At 31.1% G+C, this 19,688-nt stretch carries 9 protein-coding genes; 1 reads left to right on the forward strand and 8 read right to left on the reverse strand.

The features are described from left to right. Positions 1-5: 5 nt before the first annotated feature. The 6 genes from EV144_RS00900 to EV144_RS00925 all read right to left on the reverse strand — a co-directional run bounded on the left by EV144_RS00900 (position 6) and on the right by EV144_RS00925 (position 11,240). Entirely contained in the window at positions 6-866 is an 861-nt protein-coding gene (locus tag EV144_RS00900) for a substrate import-associated zinc metallohydrolase lipoprotein (RefSeq protein ID WP_134145264.1), read from the reverse strand. A gap of 18 nt (positions 867-884) precedes the next feature. After that, positions 885-2,360, reverse strand: a complete 1,476-nt coding sequence (locus EV144_RS00905; protein ID WP_134145266.1) for a RagB/SusD family nutrient uptake outer membrane protein — start codon at positions 2,358-2,360, stop codon at positions 885-887. 11 nt (positions 2,361-2,371) lie between these two features. Then, entirely contained in the window at positions 2,372-6,100 is a 3,729-nt protein-coding gene (locus tag EV144_RS00910; RefSeq protein ID WP_134145268.1) for a SusC/RagA family TonB-linked outer membrane protein, read from the reverse strand. 206 nt (positions 6,101-6,306) lie between these two features. Then, positions 6,307-7,422, reverse strand: a complete 1,116-nt coding sequence (locus EV144_RS00915) for a FecR family protein (RefSeq protein WP_134145270.1) — start codon at positions 7,420-7,422, stop codon at positions 6,307-6,309. A 91-nt stretch (positions 7,423-7,513) separates the two neighbouring features. After that, on the reverse strand, positions 7,514-8,125 hold the full coding sequence (locus EV144_RS00920; protein WP_134145272.1) for an RNA polymerase sigma factor: 612 nt from the start codon (positions 8,123-8,125) through the stop codon (positions 7,514-7,516). Positions 8,126-8,639: 514 nt separating this feature from the next. Continuing rightward, positions 8,640-11,240, reverse strand: coding sequence for a T9SS type A sorting domain-containing protein (locus EV144_RS00925; protein WP_134145274.1), 2,601 nt, complete (start codon positions 11,238-11,240; stop codon positions 8,640-8,642). Between the two features lie 146 nt (positions 11,241-11,386). Here EV144_RS00925 and EV144_RS00930 point away from each other — a divergent pair, with 146 nt between their 5' ends. Continuing rightward, a complete protein-coding gene (locus tag EV144_RS00930) occupies positions 11,387-14,512 on the forward strand; it encodes a T9SS type B sorting domain-containing protein (RefSeq protein WP_134145276.1) in 3,126 nt (1,041 codons plus the stop codon). 79 nt (positions 14,513-14,591) lie between these two features. Here the strand turns inward: EV144_RS00930 and EV144_RS00935 are convergent, their stop codons facing one another. Together EV144_RS00935 and EV144_RS00940 are read right to left on the reverse strand one after the other, a co-directional pair. Continuing rightward, the gene (locus tag EV144_RS00935; protein ID WP_134145278.1) at positions 14,592-17,117 is read right to left on the reverse strand and encodes a T9SS type A sorting domain-containing protein; all 2,526 of its coding nucleotides are present in this window, start codon (positions 17,115-17,117) and stop codon (positions 14,592-14,594) included. 10 nt (positions 17,118-17,127) lie between these two features. Next, positions 17,128-19,659: a T9SS type A sorting domain-containing protein gene (locus EV144_RS00940; RefSeq protein ID WP_134145280.1), complete on the reverse strand. Its 2,532-nt coding sequence runs from the start codon at positions 19,657-19,659 to the stop codon at positions 17,128-17,130. Between the last annotated feature and the right edge of the window lie 29 nt (positions 19,660-19,688).

Below are 19,688 nucleotides of genomic sequence, written 5' to 3' on the forward strand. Positions count from 1 at the left end.
TTTATTTAGTTGTTAATTACAGCAGTAGTATTTTTCTCAGCTTCGTCTCTTAATGTGTAAAAATCCATATTAAAAGCTTCTTTAAAGTATTTTACAACAATTGCTTCTTTTGTTTTTAAAGCTTGGTAAGCAAAAGGACTATCGATATTATCTAAAAAATCCTCATATTCTGCTTTTGTTAATATTAATATCATTGAAGCTGTTTCGGCAAAATCCTCATTAATATTAGATCTTGCATAACTGGTAATAAATCCAATTTCGTTAGATTCTTCAGTATCAAAATTATACCAATCTGCTGTATATCCTACAGGTGTTACTTTAGCCCACGCTTTTTCGTCAAAAGGTTTGTGCTGATTTAAAATGTGGATATACTCGTGTTGTATCGTATGTATAAATTCTGAAACATTGTCACGGTCGGATTTGTCTATATAATCTGTTTCAAATAATGTAACACGTTGTCCTCCTTCGGCTAAACCTAATGTTCTTGTTCCAACACTATTTAAGTTTACCCCTCCTACTAAAACAATTTCTCTTGGTGCGATCTTTTTTACGAAATCTGCTCCTCCAACGGTAGAATAACTTTTAAGCCAAATCTGCTGCACAATTTCCAGCGCCGGCATTACTTTATCTGTTGCTGGTGGAAATAAATAGCGGCTGTTATCAACTGTATTTTGATTCCATTTGTATTGAACGTTTATATTAAATGGATTTAAATAATTTGCTGTAATCCAGTTGTCTAATGGTGTCTTTATAGGCTGTGTATAGTCTAATTGACTTTCTCCCGGCTGGTCTTCGTGACTACAAGATGTCAGTGCTATCGAAACCAGAGCCAATATGGCAATTTTATTATATTTGAATAGTTTCATACGATTTTACTTTTAAGATTATCTAGGATTTAATTCGATGCCGGTATTAGAAGCATGCAATGGAATTTGCAATGCTCTACGGTTATCATCTTTTACCAAAACATTTACTGGTCTGTTGATTGATTCGTGATTAACTACGATATTAAAACGCTTAATATCAAACCATCTCATCCCTTCGTGTATAAAATCTCTACGTCTTGTTTCTGCAATCGCTTTTATATAAGATGTCTGTACTGGCGTTAAAGCGTAAAATGGTGTGTATTCGTCTGCAATTACAGGATATTTAGCTACAATTTTTGCCTGAGTAAGCTTATCTGCAGCTACATAACCAAACGCTCTTGTAGAAAGGAAATAATCAAGTTCGTCATTTGCTAAAGCAATCTGGCCCTTCATAACGTGAGCTTCAATTCTATTTAAGAAAAACTCGTCGTTACTTAATAAAACTTCTGCAACATAAGGATCTCCAATTCCAGCTGTTACGTTTGAATATTTAAAGTATTCATAAAACTTAGGTAGAAAAACTGTTATACTGCTGTTTGAAGAATAAAAGTTGTAGTACCACGCCTTACCATATGGACTGGCTGATGCTCCTAAAAACTCTTGATATCTTGCTCCCGAAAGGTTAAAACGATTAGAGTAATAAGATCTGCTTACGATAGAATTTGCTGAAACTATTAATAAGTTTGTTTCTGCATCACTACTGGCATAAATTAATTTTTGATCCTCAACACTAAGATTATCATAAGAAGGAAAATCTCTTAATTTTCCAACTGGTCTGGCACCCAAATCATTTGATAATTCAATAACTCTGTCCCATTCTCCTTTTACGAGATAAAATCTTGAAGCAAATGCTTTTGAAGCGTTTACATTAAAATGGAACTTTGGCTGTTTGTAATCGTTTGTTACGTTTTTCAAACCTTCTTCGATGTCTTTTTGAATAAAATCAAAAACTTCAGCTACTGTATTTCTCTTGTATTTAGTCAATAATTCTGTTTCCGGTTTTGTAACATACGGAATTCCTAAATCTGTAGCTGCCGTAGCTGGATTATAGCGTTTTGACCACAAAGAAACTAACATAAAATGAGCGTATGCTCTTGCCATTAATGCTTCTCCTTTTTGAGGATTAAGGCTTGCAGGGCTTCCTAATTCTTCTATTGCCTGTAATGCTTTGTTGGCATGGGCAATAGCAGCATAACAGGCATCCCAATAATAAGCCTGAGTATCAATATTTGTAGTTTCTGTCTGGATTTCCCAGTTATAACTCTGTTGGTTTTTTAATAAAGTCTGACCCAATCCGCTGTCATAAGCATTATCGGTCATGGTTTCAGCAATATCAAAATAACTCATTTGCGGATAAGCCGATACTAGTAATTCGGATATTTTATCTGGGGTGTCAATTTCGGTTCTGTTATCTGGTTTTTCAGATAGAAAGTCATCACAGCTAGTAATACAGATAAGTATTAATAGGGATAAAGCTATTTTTAAGTTTTTCATAATTTAAACTATTATAATGAAAGATTTAAAGTAAAAGTATATTGAGAGGTAACTGGTAAAGCTACTCCTCCAGAATTGCGGAACTCAGGATCCTGACCATTTAATCTTTTGTCTGAGTAAATTAACCATGGGTTAACTGCTGATCCTTTTAATGTAAATGTGCTAACTCCTAATTTCTTTTTGAAATCTTTAGGAAATTCCCAGCTTAATGAAATGTTTTTCAATCTCACAAAATCACCATCTGCAATACGAACATCAGAATAATTATAAGTATTGTAAGCTATTGCAAGTTGACGCTCACCACCATAATTAGCATTTAAACGTTTGTCTGCAATAACCGGAACATTAGTAAAGTTTTCGTCACCAGGATTTATCCAACGGTTTGTAAAATCTTTAGTAAATACAGTTAAATCATCATAAGCACTATCGTAAACAGGGTTTAAACGAACTTTATTACCTCCTGATCCTACGAAAAACACGTATAATGACCAGTTTTTATAAGTAAATGTGTTTGATAAACCTATTGATTTATTAGGTTCGATAGATCCTTCATATTTCAAGTATTTTGTAACATTCAGGTTATCCTGAAAATTAGCTCCGGTAATATTATCTGCTTCTCCTTCTGGCATAACAAAAGTTGGAAGACCTTGATTGTTTAAACCTGTAAACTGGTAAGAATACAATGAGTTTCTTGGATGTCCAATAGTGTTTCCTCCATTTGCATCAATTAAGTCAAATGCAGTTGGCGTGTTTTCCAATCTTGTAATTTCTTGATTATAAACTGAGAAATTAAGTGTTGTAGACCATTTAAAATCTTTGCTTTCAATGTTTCTTGTCGTAAAACCAATTTCAAGACCTTTAGTTTCCATATCAGCATTGTTTCCTTGTCTGATTCTTTGACCTCCAACTCCTGAAGTGATTACATAATCAACCAAATCAAACGCTTTACGGCTGTAAACATCAGTAGTAAACTGTACTCTGTTGTTAAACATCCCTAAATCAAGACCAATGTTAGTTTCAAACTGTTTCTCCCAAGTCAGACCTTGGTTTTGCAATTGATCAATATTAATTGCAGTTTCTCTGTCGCTAAGATTAAAACGATCTGTAACATAACTTTTGTAAATTGCTAAAGAATTTGTTGCCGGTCCTGCAGTAGCAGTTAAACCGTAAGAAGCTCTAAGCGCTAAATTGTTTACAGATTCTATACCTTTCATGAATTTTTCTTCAGAAACATTCCATTTTCCACTAAAAGTATACGTTGGTAACCATCTAGAAGAATCGCTGTTTCCTTGTCTGTTAGATCCATCATAACGACCTGTAACAGAAGCTGTATAACGACGATCGTAAGTATATCCTACTTTTCCAAAGAAACCTACTGTTCTTTCTTTTTCTTCATTAAAACCATAATAAGAATCTCCTCCATTAATAATCTTTTCGATTAATCTAGGATCAGTAAAAGCGGTTAAACCTCTGTCATATTGTAAACCTGCAGCTGTAAAATTATCGCTGTTTCTGTCTACAACTCTCATCTCTGTACCAAAGAAACCTTCTACTTCATGTTTGTCATTAAAAGTATTTCTGTAGTTAATACTATTTCTTAAGTTATAAGAAGTTAAATCATTCGTGAATTTTCTTAAGAAACCTCCATTTGGTAAAACTGAAACTTTAGGAGCAGTTAAATCATTTGGATCTTGATATAAAAAGATGTTATCATTTCTTACCAATGTATTTACACCGTCTTCTCCATCTGGCGTACCAGCTTTGTAAGCTCCTACTACATTTGAATTTTCTAAAATTTTGTGCTCACGGCTTGTATTTGCATAACGTGCAGAACCTGTTAAATTATAACTTAAATGCGAGTTTATTTTATAATCTAAATCCAATTGAAAACGAATGTCTTTTACCTGAATTTCCATGTAGTTATTTGCTAACTCATTTACGATATTCATTTTCGCCCAGTTGTTTCTATAGTACTCTAAATTACCATTTTCATCATAAGGTCTTAAAGTTCTACTTGTATTTAAAACATAGTTAAATGGGTTGATATCAAAGTCACGGGTTACTTTACCAAAAACTTCGTCTTTTTCGCTTTCATAACTTCCCGGCGCACCTTGATCACGCACAGAAGCCATTGTAGAAAGTGTAACATTTAATCTGTCATTTACATAAAATGTACCTTTAATGTTAGATGAAATTTGTTTTACATCATCGGCAATAGTCCATCCCGGATCTGTATAATATCCTAAAGACGCATAAAAAGTATTGTTTTTACCACCGCCAGAAAAACTTAAAGAGTGATTTTGTGTAATAGATGGTCTAAACAAAACACTAAACCAATCTGTATTTGCCTGCTCGTATTTCTTTAAAAAATTATTACGGCTAACAGGATCATTGTTAACCAAATAACCTCCGGTTTCTGGCACATAAGTATTAATTGCTCTACCCAAAAGGTTGTACGCACCACCGTATCTTCCGTTTACTGTAGTTGGCAAATCCAAATATCCTTTAGATTCCATTTCTTTAAGGATACTCATTGTTTCCTGAGAATTCAGGATATCATATTGGCTGTAATTAGGCACTGCTCTCACACTTTGCTCCAAGCCATAAGTTACTTTTAGCGGTGCATCTCTACGTCCTTGTTTTGTAGTAATAACAACAACTCCGTTTAATGATCTTGAACCATAAATAGAAGTTGCCGATGCATCTTTTAAGATCTCAATACTTTGAACATCATTTGAGTTTAATCCTGCAATTGATGAACTTAATAAAGTCTCTGAGTTTCCAGAAGCTAAATCTGCAAATGATAAGTTGATAATATCTTCCTGTACAATACCATCAATTACCCATAATGGTTTTGTGTCTCCAAAGATTGAAGAAGATCCACGAACGGTAATTTTTGGCGCTGTACCAAATGTTCCGGTAATGTTCTGAACTGTAACCCCAGCCGCTTTACCTTCAATCATTCTGCTTACATCTACAACACCATCTACTTTTAATTCTGCACCAGAAATTTTACTAATTGCTCCTGTAAAAGTTCTTTTAGATGTTTTTTCGTAACCTGTTGTAACTATAACTTCTTTTAGGTTTTGACCTGCCTCAGTCAAAACTATATTTGGTGAAGTATTCTCTGTACCAATTTCTTTTGTTTCCATACCAACATAAGAAATTACAAGAGCCGTACTGTTTGCCGGCATTTCGATGGAAAAGTTTCCATCAAAATCTGTCAATACTGCCACTTTTGTACCTTTTGCCATTACTGTAGCTCCTGGCAGCGGGCTTCCTGTTTGGTCTGTTACTTTACCTCTAATAATTGGACCCGGAACTAATTCTTCAAAAACAGAATTAGTAATGTCCAGATTTTCAAGAGGATTTGTAGCAGCAGCTTTTTGCAATACAATCTGATTACTTACTTCTGTAAAACTGATATTAAATGGTTTTAAAATTCGATTTAAAACACTTGAAAGCATTTCTTTATCTGCTTCAACTGTCACTTTCTCACCTAATTGTGGTAATCTCGAATTATAAGAAAATTTCACACGTGCGGACTTTTCCAATTTAGACAGAAAGCTATCTAAAGTCAAATCATTAACCGTGATGGTAACTCTTGTATCTAATTTTCTTTGCCCACTCGCTGTGTTTGCCATTGTAACGGTAGAAAACACAAATGCCAGGACAAGCTGAAATAGCGTTATTTTCATGATTTGGTGGAGTAATCGTTGCTTAACAACTGGTTTTTTCATAATTTTGGTTTGTTTTGATTAATACTATTCGCGTGTATTTTAAGAAACGTCAATAAATTACCCTTTACAGAGAGTGATTTATATCCTTTAAGTGTCGATAATGTTACAGCATTTCGGCACTTTTTTTATGCAATTATTTTTTACATAGGCATTTATAGATTTTTTTAGTTTTAACGATTAGTTTCATTTTGGTTTTTTATTTTAAATTAATTACAACCTTGAGAAGTAATTACAATTTGATTTCCGTTCATTTCAAACTTTGTATCATTACCAATGCTTTTACAAATAATTTTAAGCTTTTCCGGCAATGGCTGATCGCTTAAGGAAGTTGTAAGACGGCAATCTTTTAGTTTATCTTTTGGAAAATCAATATCAATTAAATAAGCCTGTTCTATTGTTTCAAAAATTTGTTCAACAGGAATATCAGTAAATTCGAAACTTAACTGTTCGATATTTCCAACACTTTTAACTAAGATTTCGTCTTGAGTAATGTTGTTTATTTTATTAAAAACTAAATCTTTACGAGTAAAACGCAATGCCTGGTTAGGAAGTAAAACAATTTCTTCGTTTTTTGAATCACTTACCAAATCATTAGATTTTACCCGAACTTTACCGGTGCGAACCAAAACTTCAACATCAGGCTGGTCAGAATAAGCTTTAACCCTAAAACTCGTTCCCACCACTTTTGTCACAATCTCATTCGCGTAAACGTAAAAAGGTTTTTTTGGATTTTTACTAATTTCAAAGAAACCTTCGCCAGATAAATAAACCTTTCTTTCGTTTCCGGTAAAAGTTTTTGGGTAACTTAATTTACTATTCGGCTGCAATAAAACAGAACTTCCATCAGATAATGTAATACTTTGCGGTTTATCAGAATTATTGGTCTGTTCTACTAATCCTTCGCTGTTATCGTCTATAAGCTCTTTATAAGTAACTTCAGAATTACTTCCTAAAGCATTGCTTTTATAAACCCATACTGATAAAAGACAAAAAATTAATGTTGCTGCAACGGCACCAAACCAGTGTCGTTGTATTGTTCTTATTTTTGAAAAGGGTGTTTTTTTAATAAAATATTCTTTATCCTCAATTTTTTTCCAAGTCGCTTCTAAAGCAGAGTGAATTTCGCCAGGAGATAATGCAGCATTTTGAACTTTCATTGCCAGCAGCAAAAGTCTTGCATCTTCAACTAATTTTGCACGTTGACGATTTTCTAAAGTCCATTCTTCCCAGCCTTCTTCATCAATTTTAGATAAAATCCATAATTGAAATGATTCATCACTTAAAAAGTCTTCTAATTCGGTATAATTGTTACGTTTTTGCATCTTAATATTAAGGTTACAAAAACATAGAGGACAGTTTTCTTATTATATACTCACTTATTTATGATTTTTTTTTGATTATTTCTTAAATAAATCACAAAACCCCTGTAGACAGTAGTAAAATAAGGGGAATTGTACCTTTCCATTCTTTACGAAGACTTAAAAGAGCACGATACAATAAGTTATTTGCAGATTGATAATTAACATTTAATAGTTCTGCAATTTGGTCTACAGACAAACCTTGATGATATCTAAGATATAAAGCTTCCTTTTGGCGCGCTGGCAAATCATTCAAAAGTTTGTTCAAATACAAAACACGTTCTGCAGTAACTTCATCTTCTACAAGATCATTTTCTATTGCAAAATCAAAAAGAAATTCAATTGCTTCCGTTGTAGTTGTTTTACGAAAGATATGATCTCTTTCAAACAAGCGGGCAATTCTTTTTCTTACGCTTGATAATAAATATGCTTTTACCACGACATTTTCCTGCAGTGTATTTCTATAAACCCAAATATCTGCAAAAACATCCTGAACACAATCCTGCACTTTTTCTGAAAATGGAGAAAGAGAATTTCCATAACTTATCAAGTCATTATAATATCGCTCAAAAAGTAAAGAGAACGATTTCTCGTCACCTTCTTTTAAATTACTCCAAAGAATATTGTCGTTGAGTATTTTACTCGTTTTTAAGATTGGATTTGGCATAATATAATGGCTGAATTAAGCTGATTAATTGTTACTGCTTTCGTTTACAAAAAGCACAAGTTTTCCCTGTAAAAATTGATTAGCTCAACTGTTTGTCTAACGTAGTTTTGGGGCAAACTTTTTTAAATCGAAACAAAAATTATAAGCTTTGATTGCTATAATTTTGCAATTTATTTACATTCAAAACAAAAAACATTTGTAGTTAAAGAGTTAAAATTTAACATTATTTTTTGTTTTTGTTCGATAAATATATAAAAGCTAATATTCAAAAACCAATTTATTTGTAAAAATTCTGCCTCTTTTCTAAATTTAACATTAAATCATTGCGTTTTTTACCTTTATCTTAAATTTTGATTGTTAAAATTAAATTTACATAAAGGCAATGAATTCGTAACATTTTACTTTTTTAGCTTTAGCTTTAAAATCAAAAATGATGAAACAAAAAAAGCTTTACCGAAGTAAAGCTTTTCATTAAGCTATTATATAAAAACAAAAAAATGTCTAAGATTACGATTTATTTTTTAATGAATTTAGCATTGGAAATTCCTTTATCGCTTGTGATCTTCAAGAAATAGCTGCCGGTTCTTAGATTAGATACATCAATATTTGAAACTTTTTCTGCATTAGGAACCGCAATAATTAATTGTCCTAAAAGATCATAAACAGCCATAGATTTAATTTGAATGTCATTTTTTATATTGATATTCAAAATATCCTTTGTAGGAACAGGATAAATGTTTACGTAATTTGAAAATTCAAAATCCTGAGTTCCTAAAACTTTAAAAGTTGAAGATGCTTTATTGGTTAAAATAGGAAAATTGTAATCAAAATATATATTGGCTTCATTAGTAAAACTGTCTCCAACTACAAGAGTTGGTAAAGTTTTTATTTTAAAAGCAATGTATCCATCATTGTCGGCATCATTAAAGGGAAGATTGATTTTCTCAAAGATAAACTCTACTTTATTGCCATCGGATATTTTAGTGGTATAAGAATGACTTGCACTTGTTGGCACAAGGGTCGAAATATCAAATTTTGACAAATCGATCATATCTTTAACGACAATATTTTCTGCTGGATATGTTCCTGTATTTTCAAAACGAATCATATAATGAACATATTCTCCAATTAACTCTGATTTAATAACATCTCCTTCTAAACATGTTTTATCATTTGGATCAAAGGAACCAACCACAATTTGACGCAATGCAAAAGAATTGTCTACTGGTTTCTCATCATTTGTTACAGGTGTAATTAATGCATTAAAACTTAAGCGATCATCTATATTTACCGCAGGAGTTTCCATTGGAGAGTTAACATTTAGAACAACTGTAATTTCTCTTGTTTCAAACGGCTGTAAGTCAACATAATTCCAGGTTAATTTATTAGTGGCCTGATTTGACAATGATGGAACAGATGAAATATAATCTAAAACAGCATCATTAAAATCAAGTACAACTGTTCCTGATTTTATTTGATTCCCCTTATTTTTATAAACTAATTTATAAATAGCATCAAAACCTGGTCTCGCAGGAATTTTTGGTAAAACTGAGATTTCTAAATCTTGATGGGAACCATTGGGAGTAACGTAAAAATTCTGAACAAAAGGACTTGGTGAATCAGGAAATTTAATATCAATTGATTCTGGTGAAACCTTAAAATAAGTTGGATTTTCAATTATTGGAGTTATGGTATGAGTTCCTTCCCCTGCTTGCAACTCATAATTTCCAGAAGAATTTGCAATAATATTTGCAGATTTTATTCCATCTGTAATTTTATAATTTAAATTTGGAAGCTTTATATCTACTTGATCTGGCCCATTATTATTACTGTCAAATGCATTACTTCCTTTTATTACATAATATATACCACCAGGAGTAAAAGAACAATATGTATTAATAGAAAAAGAATATGATACGCCATAACTAGGAAATAAATAATCATCTAGCTCATCACAGCAAATATATTTTAAATTATCGTTGTCATGGTATTGATAATTGTGCTTTTTAATTCCATTTTTTTGATTTATAAAAATTAAGTTATTGTTATTAATATGCAGATTTGCCAGCAATGGACATGTACTGATATCTAAATTCTCTAATTTGTTAAAACTGACAATAAGCCATTCAAGCTTTTTTAAATTAGTTACATCAATAGAAGTCAAATTGTTACGAGAACATGATAAATTTTTAAGATTTACTAAATCCTTTACATCCAGAGCTTCTATTTTATTGTTATCACAATTTATATCTTCGAGATTATTAGAATTTTTGAGATTTAAAGTTTCTAATTCATTAGATAATAAATTCAAATAGGTAAGATTTTTAAGATTTGATACATCTAGTGTCGGCAGCTTATTAATCCAGGCATCTACGTGAGTCAAACTAGTGCAACCAGATAATTTAAATGATGTTAATTTATTATTGTAAACATTTATTTTTTGAAGCTGTGTTAGTCCACTTATATCTAAAGTGACTAATTGGCCGGTGTGCATAGTAACCTCCGTTAAATTTTTACAACTGGTTAAATCTAAAATCGTAAATTGATTACCACTGCTAAGTAATGTTTTTAAATTTATTAATCCACTTACATTCAATGAGGTTAAATAAGTATTGTCACATTCGATAGTTTCTAATTTTGTGAAACTTCTTAAATCTAAAGCACCTGGTTTAGTACTGCTGCAATTTAATGCTGTAAGATTAGTACAGCCTGCAAAATCTAAATTGTTCAGGTCATAATTTGCCTGGCAGTTTAAATATTGAAGTTTAGTAAGCATACTAATTTTTAGCACTTTTAAAGTATTATAATTAACACTTCCTTCATTACCAAGGTCAAGATGAATTAATTGCGAAAAATTTTCAATACCTTCTATATCAGAAATTAAAGAATTTCTCAAGTCTAACCAGCTTATATTTTTCGCTTCTTCTACTTGTATTTCATAATCACCATTTTTATCTACAGAGGTAAAATTACCTTGTAAATCTTTAGCAATACTATTATTAATACTGGCAACAAGTAATATTGTTTTAAAATTTTGGTCTTTAAATACTATTGTTTGTGCATTAATCACAAAAGAAAATAAAAGTATAAATAATAGAAAGTAATTTTTCTTCATATAAAATTTTTTGAAGTAAATATAATATTTAAATGAACTCCATAATTCTTACTAAAACTTTTTTTTAAGATTTTATTAAGAAATCCAATATTCAAACATTTGGTTAATTATATTTGCTCACCAAGAATGGTTTTCCTGAAATTTTAATGAAAAAAATATCTTTTACATTTTTACTATTATTGACTTACAGCTTTGCAAATGCACAGTTAAACATTGATAATACAACATTAACTCCACAACAGCTGGCTCAAAATGTTTTACTAGGTCAAGGCATTAATATTTCGAATATCAGCTTTAATGGATCTGCTGTAAACGCTGCTGTAATCAGCGATCAAATAGGAAAATTTGACAATGGTGCATCAACAAATATTGGCATAAACAAAGGTATTATTTTAAGCACAGGAAATACTATTATAGCCAAAGGGCCAAACGATAGAGATTTAGCAACATTACCAACCTCAAATCCTTTTGAAGGAGATGGAGATTTATCAATTCTTACAAACAACCAAAGCATTAGAAATGTTGCTGTTCTTGAATTTGATTTTGTACCTGTTGGAAATAAATTGAGTTTTAATTTCGTTTTTGCTTCAGATGAATATCCAGAATATGTAAACGATATTTATAATGATAATTTTGGGTTCTTTTTAAGCGGCCCGGGTATAAATGGAATGTTTTCTAATAACGCCCAGAACATAGCCTTAATTCCTAATACGACTTTACCTGTTTCTATTAACAATTTAAACAATGGAACTACTAATAATGGTCCCTGCGAATATTGCCAGTATTACGTAAACAATCAAAACGGCGCGACTATACAATATGACGGATTTACAACTGTTTTAAAGGCGCAGTCTAATGTACAATGCGGACAAACTTATCATATTAAATTAATTATCGGGAATGTTGGCGATAATAATTACGATTCGGCAGTATTTTTAGAAGGTGCAAGTTTTAGTTCAAACGGAATTGATTTGGGAGAAGATCTAAAAATTTGTTCAGCATCAAATTACACCCTTAAAACAGGACTTGATCCATCAGTTGTACATCAGTGGAAATTTAACGGAGCAGTAATTCCATTACAAACAGGACCGGAAATTACAATAAATCAATCTGGGACTTATCAAGTAGATGCAGCACCAATAGGAATTGGCTGCCCAGTTTCTGATGAAATAAAAGTTGATTTTGGAACTATTGCAGAACCTTATCTTTATTGTGGAGTACAAACTGCAAACTCGATTACTTTCGATTGGCTTGCTTTGGGCAATGCAACGTTTTCTGTTGCCTATAAAATAGGAAATAATACTCTTGTAAATGTTGGTTTTGTTGGTAAAGTCTATACATACACCGTTGAAAATGTACCTCATGGTGAAACGGTGACTATTACTGTTACACCAATAGGAACGCCGGCAGAATGCTATGGTCCTAATTCTATATCTTGTAAATTAGATACTTGCACTGACACTCCTACTTTGGTAATAACTTCTGGGCCTACAGGACAGGAGCTTTGCCAGGACGTTATAATTTCTGATACAATTTATACCTTTGGAGGTGGTGCAACAAGCGCGTCAATAACTGCGGGAAATTTACCTCCAGGTGTTACAACTACTTTAGTTGAAAATACATTTACCATATCGGGAACACCTACTGCAGCTGGGACATACAATTATACAATCTCAACTTCTGGAGGATGCGGCTTAAGCGCGAGTATGAAAGGATTCATTACGGTAATAAAAACGAATCCTCTGTTTACTGCTGTTGCACCAATCTGCATAGGAGAAACTTTAGCCCCTCTGCCCCTGCAATCAAATGACGGAATAAAAGGAACTTGGTCTCCGGCATTAAATAATTTATTGACAACAGAATATACTTTTACTCCAAATTCTGGAGAATGTGCCAATATTGCAAAACTTACAATTGTTGTAAATTCAAAAACAAATCCTTTATTCAGCCCTATACCAGCAGTTTGCGAAGGCACAAGTATATCGCCTCTTCCTTTACAATCAAACAATGGAATAAACGGAACTTGGTCGCCAGCATTTAATAATTTAGCAACAACTGAATATATTTTTACTCCAAATTCTGGAGAATGTGCCAATGCAGCAAAACTTACGATTGTAATAAATTCGAAAATTACACCTTTGTTTAATAGTATTGCAGCTGTATGTGAAGGTGAAATTTTAACACCGCTCCCATTGCAATCTAATAATGGTATTCTGGGAACGTGGTCACCAGCTTTAAACAATCTCGTAACTACCGAATATACTTTTACTCCAAATTCTAGTGAATGTGCCAATACTGCAAAGATTACAATAACAATAAACCAAAAAACAGAGTCTATTTTTACTGCAATTGCGCCTATTTGCGAAGGAGAAGTCTTAAATCCTCTTCCGTTGCAATCGAATAATGGAATAAACGGAACTTGGTCTCCTGCATTAAATAACGAAGCAACAACAGAATATACTTTTACTCCAAATACAGGACAATGTGCAGCTGTTGCTAAACTTACAATAGCAGTAAATTTAAAACCAAAACCTGAATTAAAAGACGGGCAGATTTGTATCGAAAAAAACACAAATACTATCATTCAATCATATATTCTAGATACTAAATTAGATCATAATTTATATGATTTTGAATGGTTTTTTAATGGAAATAAAATTGACAATCAATCCAATAGTACTTTAGAAACCAAAACTGTAGGAAACTATAGTGTAATCGTTGTAAATAAAAATTCTCTTTGTATATCTAATTTTGTTGAAGCAAAAATTACTGCACAACAGACAGACGCTGCAACAATAAAAATAATACAATCTGAATCGTTTTCTGAAAATGCTGTAATAACAATCAATGTTCTTAACAACACAGAATCAAGCGGGTATGAATACCAGCTTGACAATAAAAGTTTTCAAGATTCAAACGTATTTACAAATGTTTCTCCCGGTACACATATAGTTCATATTATAGACACAAAAGGCTGTACCAATATAACTAAAGAAGTTGTAGTTGTTGGATATCCAAAATTCTTTACTCCTAACGGAGATGGCTACCATGATACCTGGAATATTCTGAAATTTGATACTATTATAAATGAAAGGATTTACATTTTTGATCGTTTTGGAAAACTCTTAAAAGAAATGGATACAAAAGATGCTGGCTGGAATGGTACTTATAATGGTTGCCAAATGCCAGCAACAGATTATTGGTTTAAAATAATATTTACAGAAAATCAGATAGAAAAAGAATTTAGATCTCACTTTTCTTTAAAAAGATAATTATTACAAAGTCAAATTCTACTAACAAAAAAAGCCTGAATAAATATTATATTCAGGCTTTTTGTATTTTATATTAAGATTATTTTTTAAGAAACTTTACACTCGAAGTTCCTTTGTCGGATTGGATATTTAAAAAATAATTTCCTGTTCTTAATTTTGAAACATCAATTTTTGATGCCAATTTTGCATTTGGGACCGCTATAACCAATTGGCCTAAAACATCATAAATCTTTATTGAATTGATATCAATATTTTCTTTTGATGTAATATTCAAAACATCGCCTGCAGGATTTGGATACAAACTGATATAATTTGAAAATTCAAAATCCTCAGTTCCCAAAGTTTTGAATGTTGAGGTTGCTTTATTCGTTACAATTGGAAAATTATAATCAAAATAGATATTAGCATCATTGGTAAAAGAATCACCGACTTTTAAAGTAGACAAAGTTTTAATTTTAAAAGCAATATATCCGTCATTATTGGCATCATCATAAGGAAGATTGATTTTCTCAAAAATAAACTCCACTTTATTTCCCTCCGAAATTTTAGTCACATAAGGATGACTTGCTTTTGTCAATACCAAAGTTGAAATGTCAAATTTTGACAAATCAATCATGTCTTTTACGACTACATTTTCGGCAGGATAAGTTCCGGTGTTTTCAAATCGAATTAAATAATGAACGTATTCGCCAATTAATTCTGGTGTTATAACGTCACCTTCTAAACATGTTTTATCATTAGGATCAAAAGAACCTACAACAATCTGGCGAAGTGCAAATGAATTATCTACTGGTTTTTCGTCGCCCGTTATTGGACTGATTAATGCATTAAAACTCAACCGGTCATTAATATTTACGGCTGGCTTTTCCATTGGAGAATTGACATTAAGCGTAAGATTAATTTCTCTCGTTTCCAGAGGTTTCAAATTAATATACTCCCAAACTAGTTTGTTTGTCGCTTGACTTGTTAAATTTGGAACAGACGAAACATAGTCTAAAACAGCATCATTAAAATCTAATGTTACAGAACCTGATTGGACCTGATTTCCTTTGTTTTTAAACACTAACTTATAACCAGCATCAAAGCCAGGCCTTGCAGGAATCATTGATAAAATAGTAATTTCTAAATCTTTATGATTTCCAACTGGCGATACGCAAAAGTTTTGAATAACCGGACTTGTCTCAGTTGGAAAAGTTACAGATAAAGACTCTGGTGAAACTGTAAAATAATTCGTGTTCTCAAGATTTGGTTTTATAATATGGGTTCCTTCGCCAACTGGAATCATATAATTTCCAGATAAATCCGAAATTATATTCCCTTTTAGAGTCCCATTTGTAATACTATAATTTAAATTTGGAAAAACAATATTCGATGCTTCACATTCGTTATTATCAACATTAAATTTACTTGTTCCGTTTATAGTATAAAACTTTCCACCCGGCGTAAAAGTACAATATGAATTTACTACACAATTTGTAAGACCAAAAAAACCAATCAATTGTGTCACATAATCAAGTTGGCTATCATCTACGCAAACAAACTTTAGATTTGGATTTAAGCCAAAAAGAAGCTGACTGTCTGGGCTTCCATTTTTTAAATTAAGTGTAATCAATTGATTATTATAACAAAGCAAATCATATATATAATTAACACTTGATAAATCGAGGTCGGTCAACTGATTATTCTCGCAGTGTATAGTTAATAAATTACTTAGTCCTGTTAAGTTTAATTCTTCTAAGTTATTAAAACCGCAATATAAATAGGTTAATCCTTTCAAAGGAGTCAGATCCAAACTTTTAAACTGGTTATTTTCACATTTAAAATTAAAAAGTTTAATTACACCTTCTAATTTAATATCATTTAATTGATTGTTATTACAAAGAAGACTTCCTAAGCCAACCAAACCATTTAAATTTAAACTTGTTAGTTTATTATTCTCACAGACAATAGTTTCAAGCGCGATGCAACCAGACACATTTAAACTAACTAAGTTATTAAAATCAACTTTTAAATATACCAGCTTTGATGCATTATTAACATCTAACTCTGCTAAAAGATTATTACTGCAATCTACTCGTTCTAAATTTGTTAAACCAGATAAGTTTAATTTTTGCAAATTACTGTAACCGCAGTTCAAAGATTTAAGCTTTTTTAAACCCCTTAAATCGAGTTCATTAAATACATTTGAATGACATTGGAGAACTTCTAAATTTTGTACATCAACTAAATTTAAATTTGATATTTTATTATTGTAACAGTAAAGCTCTGTTAAATTATTTAAACCTGATGTATCAAGCGCAGATAATAAATTTCCACCACAATCAAGAATATGTAAGTTTTTAAAATTTTCAATTCCTTTAATGCTAGAAATATTTGAAAAATTAATATTTAATTTATAGACATTCAACGCTTCATCAATTTGAATTTCTCCATCACTATTAACATCGATTTTAATTTTTTCTTCGTTTTTCCCTTGAGCGATGTAACTATTATCATTTGCTTCTAATAATTTAGATTTAAAAACAGCATCAGTAAAATTTATAGTTTGAGCTTGAGAAATTGTTGTAAAAAACAAAACAGCTGTTAAAAAGTAAAATTTCTTCATAGAAATTGTATTATTGTTTAATAAACTTAACATTAGAAATTCCTTTATCTGAATTTATCCTTAAAAAATAATTTCCTGTTCTTAATTTCGAAACATCAATTTTTGATGCCAATTTTGCATTTGGGACCGCTATAACCAATTGGCCTAAAACATCATAAATCTTTATTGAATTGATATCAATATTTTCTTTTGATGTAATATTCAAAACATCGCCTGCAGGATTTGGATATAAACTCATATAATTTGAAAATTCAAAATCCTGAGTTCCTAAAGCTTTAAATGTTGAGGTTGCTTTATTCGTTACAATTGGAAAATTATAATCAAAATAGATATTAGCTTCATTGGTAAAAGAATCACCGACTTTTAAAGTAGGCAAAGTTTTAATTTTAAAAGCAACATATCCGTCATTATTGGCATCATCATAAGGAAGATTAATTTTCTCAAAAATAAACTCCACTTTATTTCCATCCGAAATTTTAGTCACATAAGGATGACTTGCTTTTGTCAATACTAAAGTCGAAATGTCAAATTTTGACAAATCAATCATGTCTTTTACGACTACATTTTCAGCAGGATAAGTTCCGGTGTTTTCAAAACGAATTAAATAATGTACATATTCTCCAATTAATTCTGGGGTAATTACATCACCTTCTAAACATGTTTTATCATTAGGATCAAAAGACCCCACTACAATCTGACGAAGTGCGAAGGAATTGTCTACTGGTTTTTCGTCACCGTTTATCGGACTGATTAAAGCATTAAAACTCAGACGGTCATTAATATTTACAGCTGGCGTTTCCGTTGGAGAATTAACATTTAATGTAAAATTTATTTCTCTGGTTTCGAAAGGCTTTAAATCAATATAATCCCAGACCAGTTTGTTAGTTGACTGACTTGTGAAGACTGGAGAAGTAGAAACAAAATCTAAGACAGCATCATTAAAATCTAATGTTACAGAACCTGAAACTTTTTTTGTGCCTTTGTTTTTATAAATTATCTTATATATTGCATCAAACCCGGGTCTTGCAGGAAGTGTTGTCAAAATAGAAACTTCTACATCCTGATGAATTCCTTTTGGGATTATACAAAAATTTTGATTAAATGTAGCGGTTTCATTAGGAAAAGTAACTGTTGCAGATTCTGGAGAAGCTGTAAAATAGTTTGGGTTTTCCAGAATCGGCGTTATTGTATGTGTTCCCTCTCCTACTGGAAATGTATAATTTCCTGATGCATCTGAGATGATATTTCCTTTAGAAGTTCCATCAGTAATACTAAAATTTAAATTAGCAAAATTAGAATCAGAATCATCACATCCATTATTATCAGCATCTAGTTTTTGATTTCCCAAAATGGTATATATAGCTCCTCCCGGCGTAAATGAACAATAGGAGTTTACATTGCAATCATAGATATTACTTAATTTTAAATGATTCTCGGCCATTTCGATTGTATAACTATTATCATCAACACATAAAAATTTTAATTTAGTATTACCTACATTAAACATTGCATTTGCTCCGTTTTTTAAGTTTATGAAAGTTATTGGATTATTACTGCAATTTAATGAAAATAACTTTTTTTGATTACTAAGATCCAAAGTAGTCAACAAATTATCATAACAATATAAATCAGTTAATAAAATCTGATTTTTTAAATCAAGAGAAATAATTTTATTACTATTACAATATAAAGCCTTTAATGACTTATTATTACTCAAATCAATAGCAGAAATAAGGTTGTTTGTAAAATATAAAGATGTCAGATCAATTATATTACTAACATCAATATTTTTAATATTATTATAATTGAAAGAAAGCGTTTTTAATCTTGTATTATTAGTTACATCAATAGTAGATAACAAAGTTGAATCAAACGATAAAGATTCTAGTTTTCCTAGTTTTTTTAAATCAACAGACACTACAGCATTATAACCAAAATCTAAAGTTATCAACTCAGTATTACTATTAAAATCGATCGTAGAAAATTTATTGCTGGAACAATTCAATTCTTTTAGTTTCGAGATGTTGCTCAAATCTAAAGAAGGAATTAAATTGCTGTAACAAATTAATTTAGACAAGTTGTTTTGATCATTTATTTTAATCGAAGTTAATTGATTGTGATCACATACTAATTCTGTAATTTTTAACTGCGCCTGTAAATTAAGTGATATTAATCGATTAGTACTGCAATCCAATTTTTCTAAATTTATAAAAGGACTCAAATCAATTTCTGTTAGAGAATTATTCCTGCATACTAATTCTTTTACATTTGGAAAATTATTCAGCCCATCGAGATTAGCAAGACCGACACTGGATAAATCTAAATAAGATACCTTTAGTGCTTCGCTTACATCAATCTCACCATCATTATTGGAGTCAATTTTAAAAAAATTGCCTTCAATATTTTTTGCAATCAGATAAGGAGAATAGGAGTCAGATTGTAATAATTTAGCTTTAACATAATAGTTTGGGAAATTAATAATCTGAGCGTTTACAGAAAAATAGATAAAGAAACCCAGTAATAATAGGTAGTTTTTTCTCATATATTAGTTTGTTTTTGGTGTGTTAAATA

The sequence above is a fragment of the Flavobacterium sp. 270 genome, assembly GCF_004368785.1.
Classification (GTDB): Bacteria; Bacteroidota; Bacteroidia; order Flavobacteriales; family Flavobacteriaceae; genus Flavobacterium.

Bases quoted from the DNA above. Each gene is read 5' to 3' on its own strand.
- EV144_RS00920 (WP_134145272.1), bottom strand. From the start codon at position 8,125: ATGCCAAATCCAATCTTAAAAACGAGTAAAATACTCAACGACAATATT.
- EV144_RS00915 (WP_134145270.1), bottom strand. From the start codon at position 7,422: ATGCAAAAACGTAACAATTATACCGAATTAGAAGACTTTTTAAGTGAT.
- EV144_RS00900 (WP_134145264.1), bottom strand. From the start codon at position 866: ATGAAACTATTCAAATATAATAAAATTGCCATATTGGCTCTGGTTTCG.
- EV144_RS00940 (WP_134145280.1), bottom strand. From the start codon at position 19,659: ATGAGAAAAAACTACCTATTATTACTGGGTTTCTTTATCTATTTTTCT.
- EV144_RS00930 (WP_134145276.1), top strand. From the start codon at position 11,387: ATGAAAAAAATATCTTTTACATTTTTACTATTATTGACTTACAGCTTT.
- EV144_RS00910 (WP_134145268.1), bottom strand. From the start codon at position 6,100: ATGAAAAAACCAGTTGTTAAGCAACGATTACTCCACCAAATCATGAAA.
- EV144_RS00935 (WP_134145278.1), bottom strand. From the start codon at position 17,117: ATGAAGAAATTTTACTTTTTAACAGCTGTTTTGTTTTTTACAACAATT.
- EV144_RS00905 (WP_134145266.1), bottom strand. From the start codon at position 2,360: ATGAAAAACTTAAAAATAGCTTTATCCCTATTAATACTTATCTGTATT.
- EV144_RS00925 (WP_134145274.1), bottom strand. From the start codon at position 11,240: ATGAAGAAAAATTACTTTCTATTATTTATACTTTTATTTTCTTTTGTG.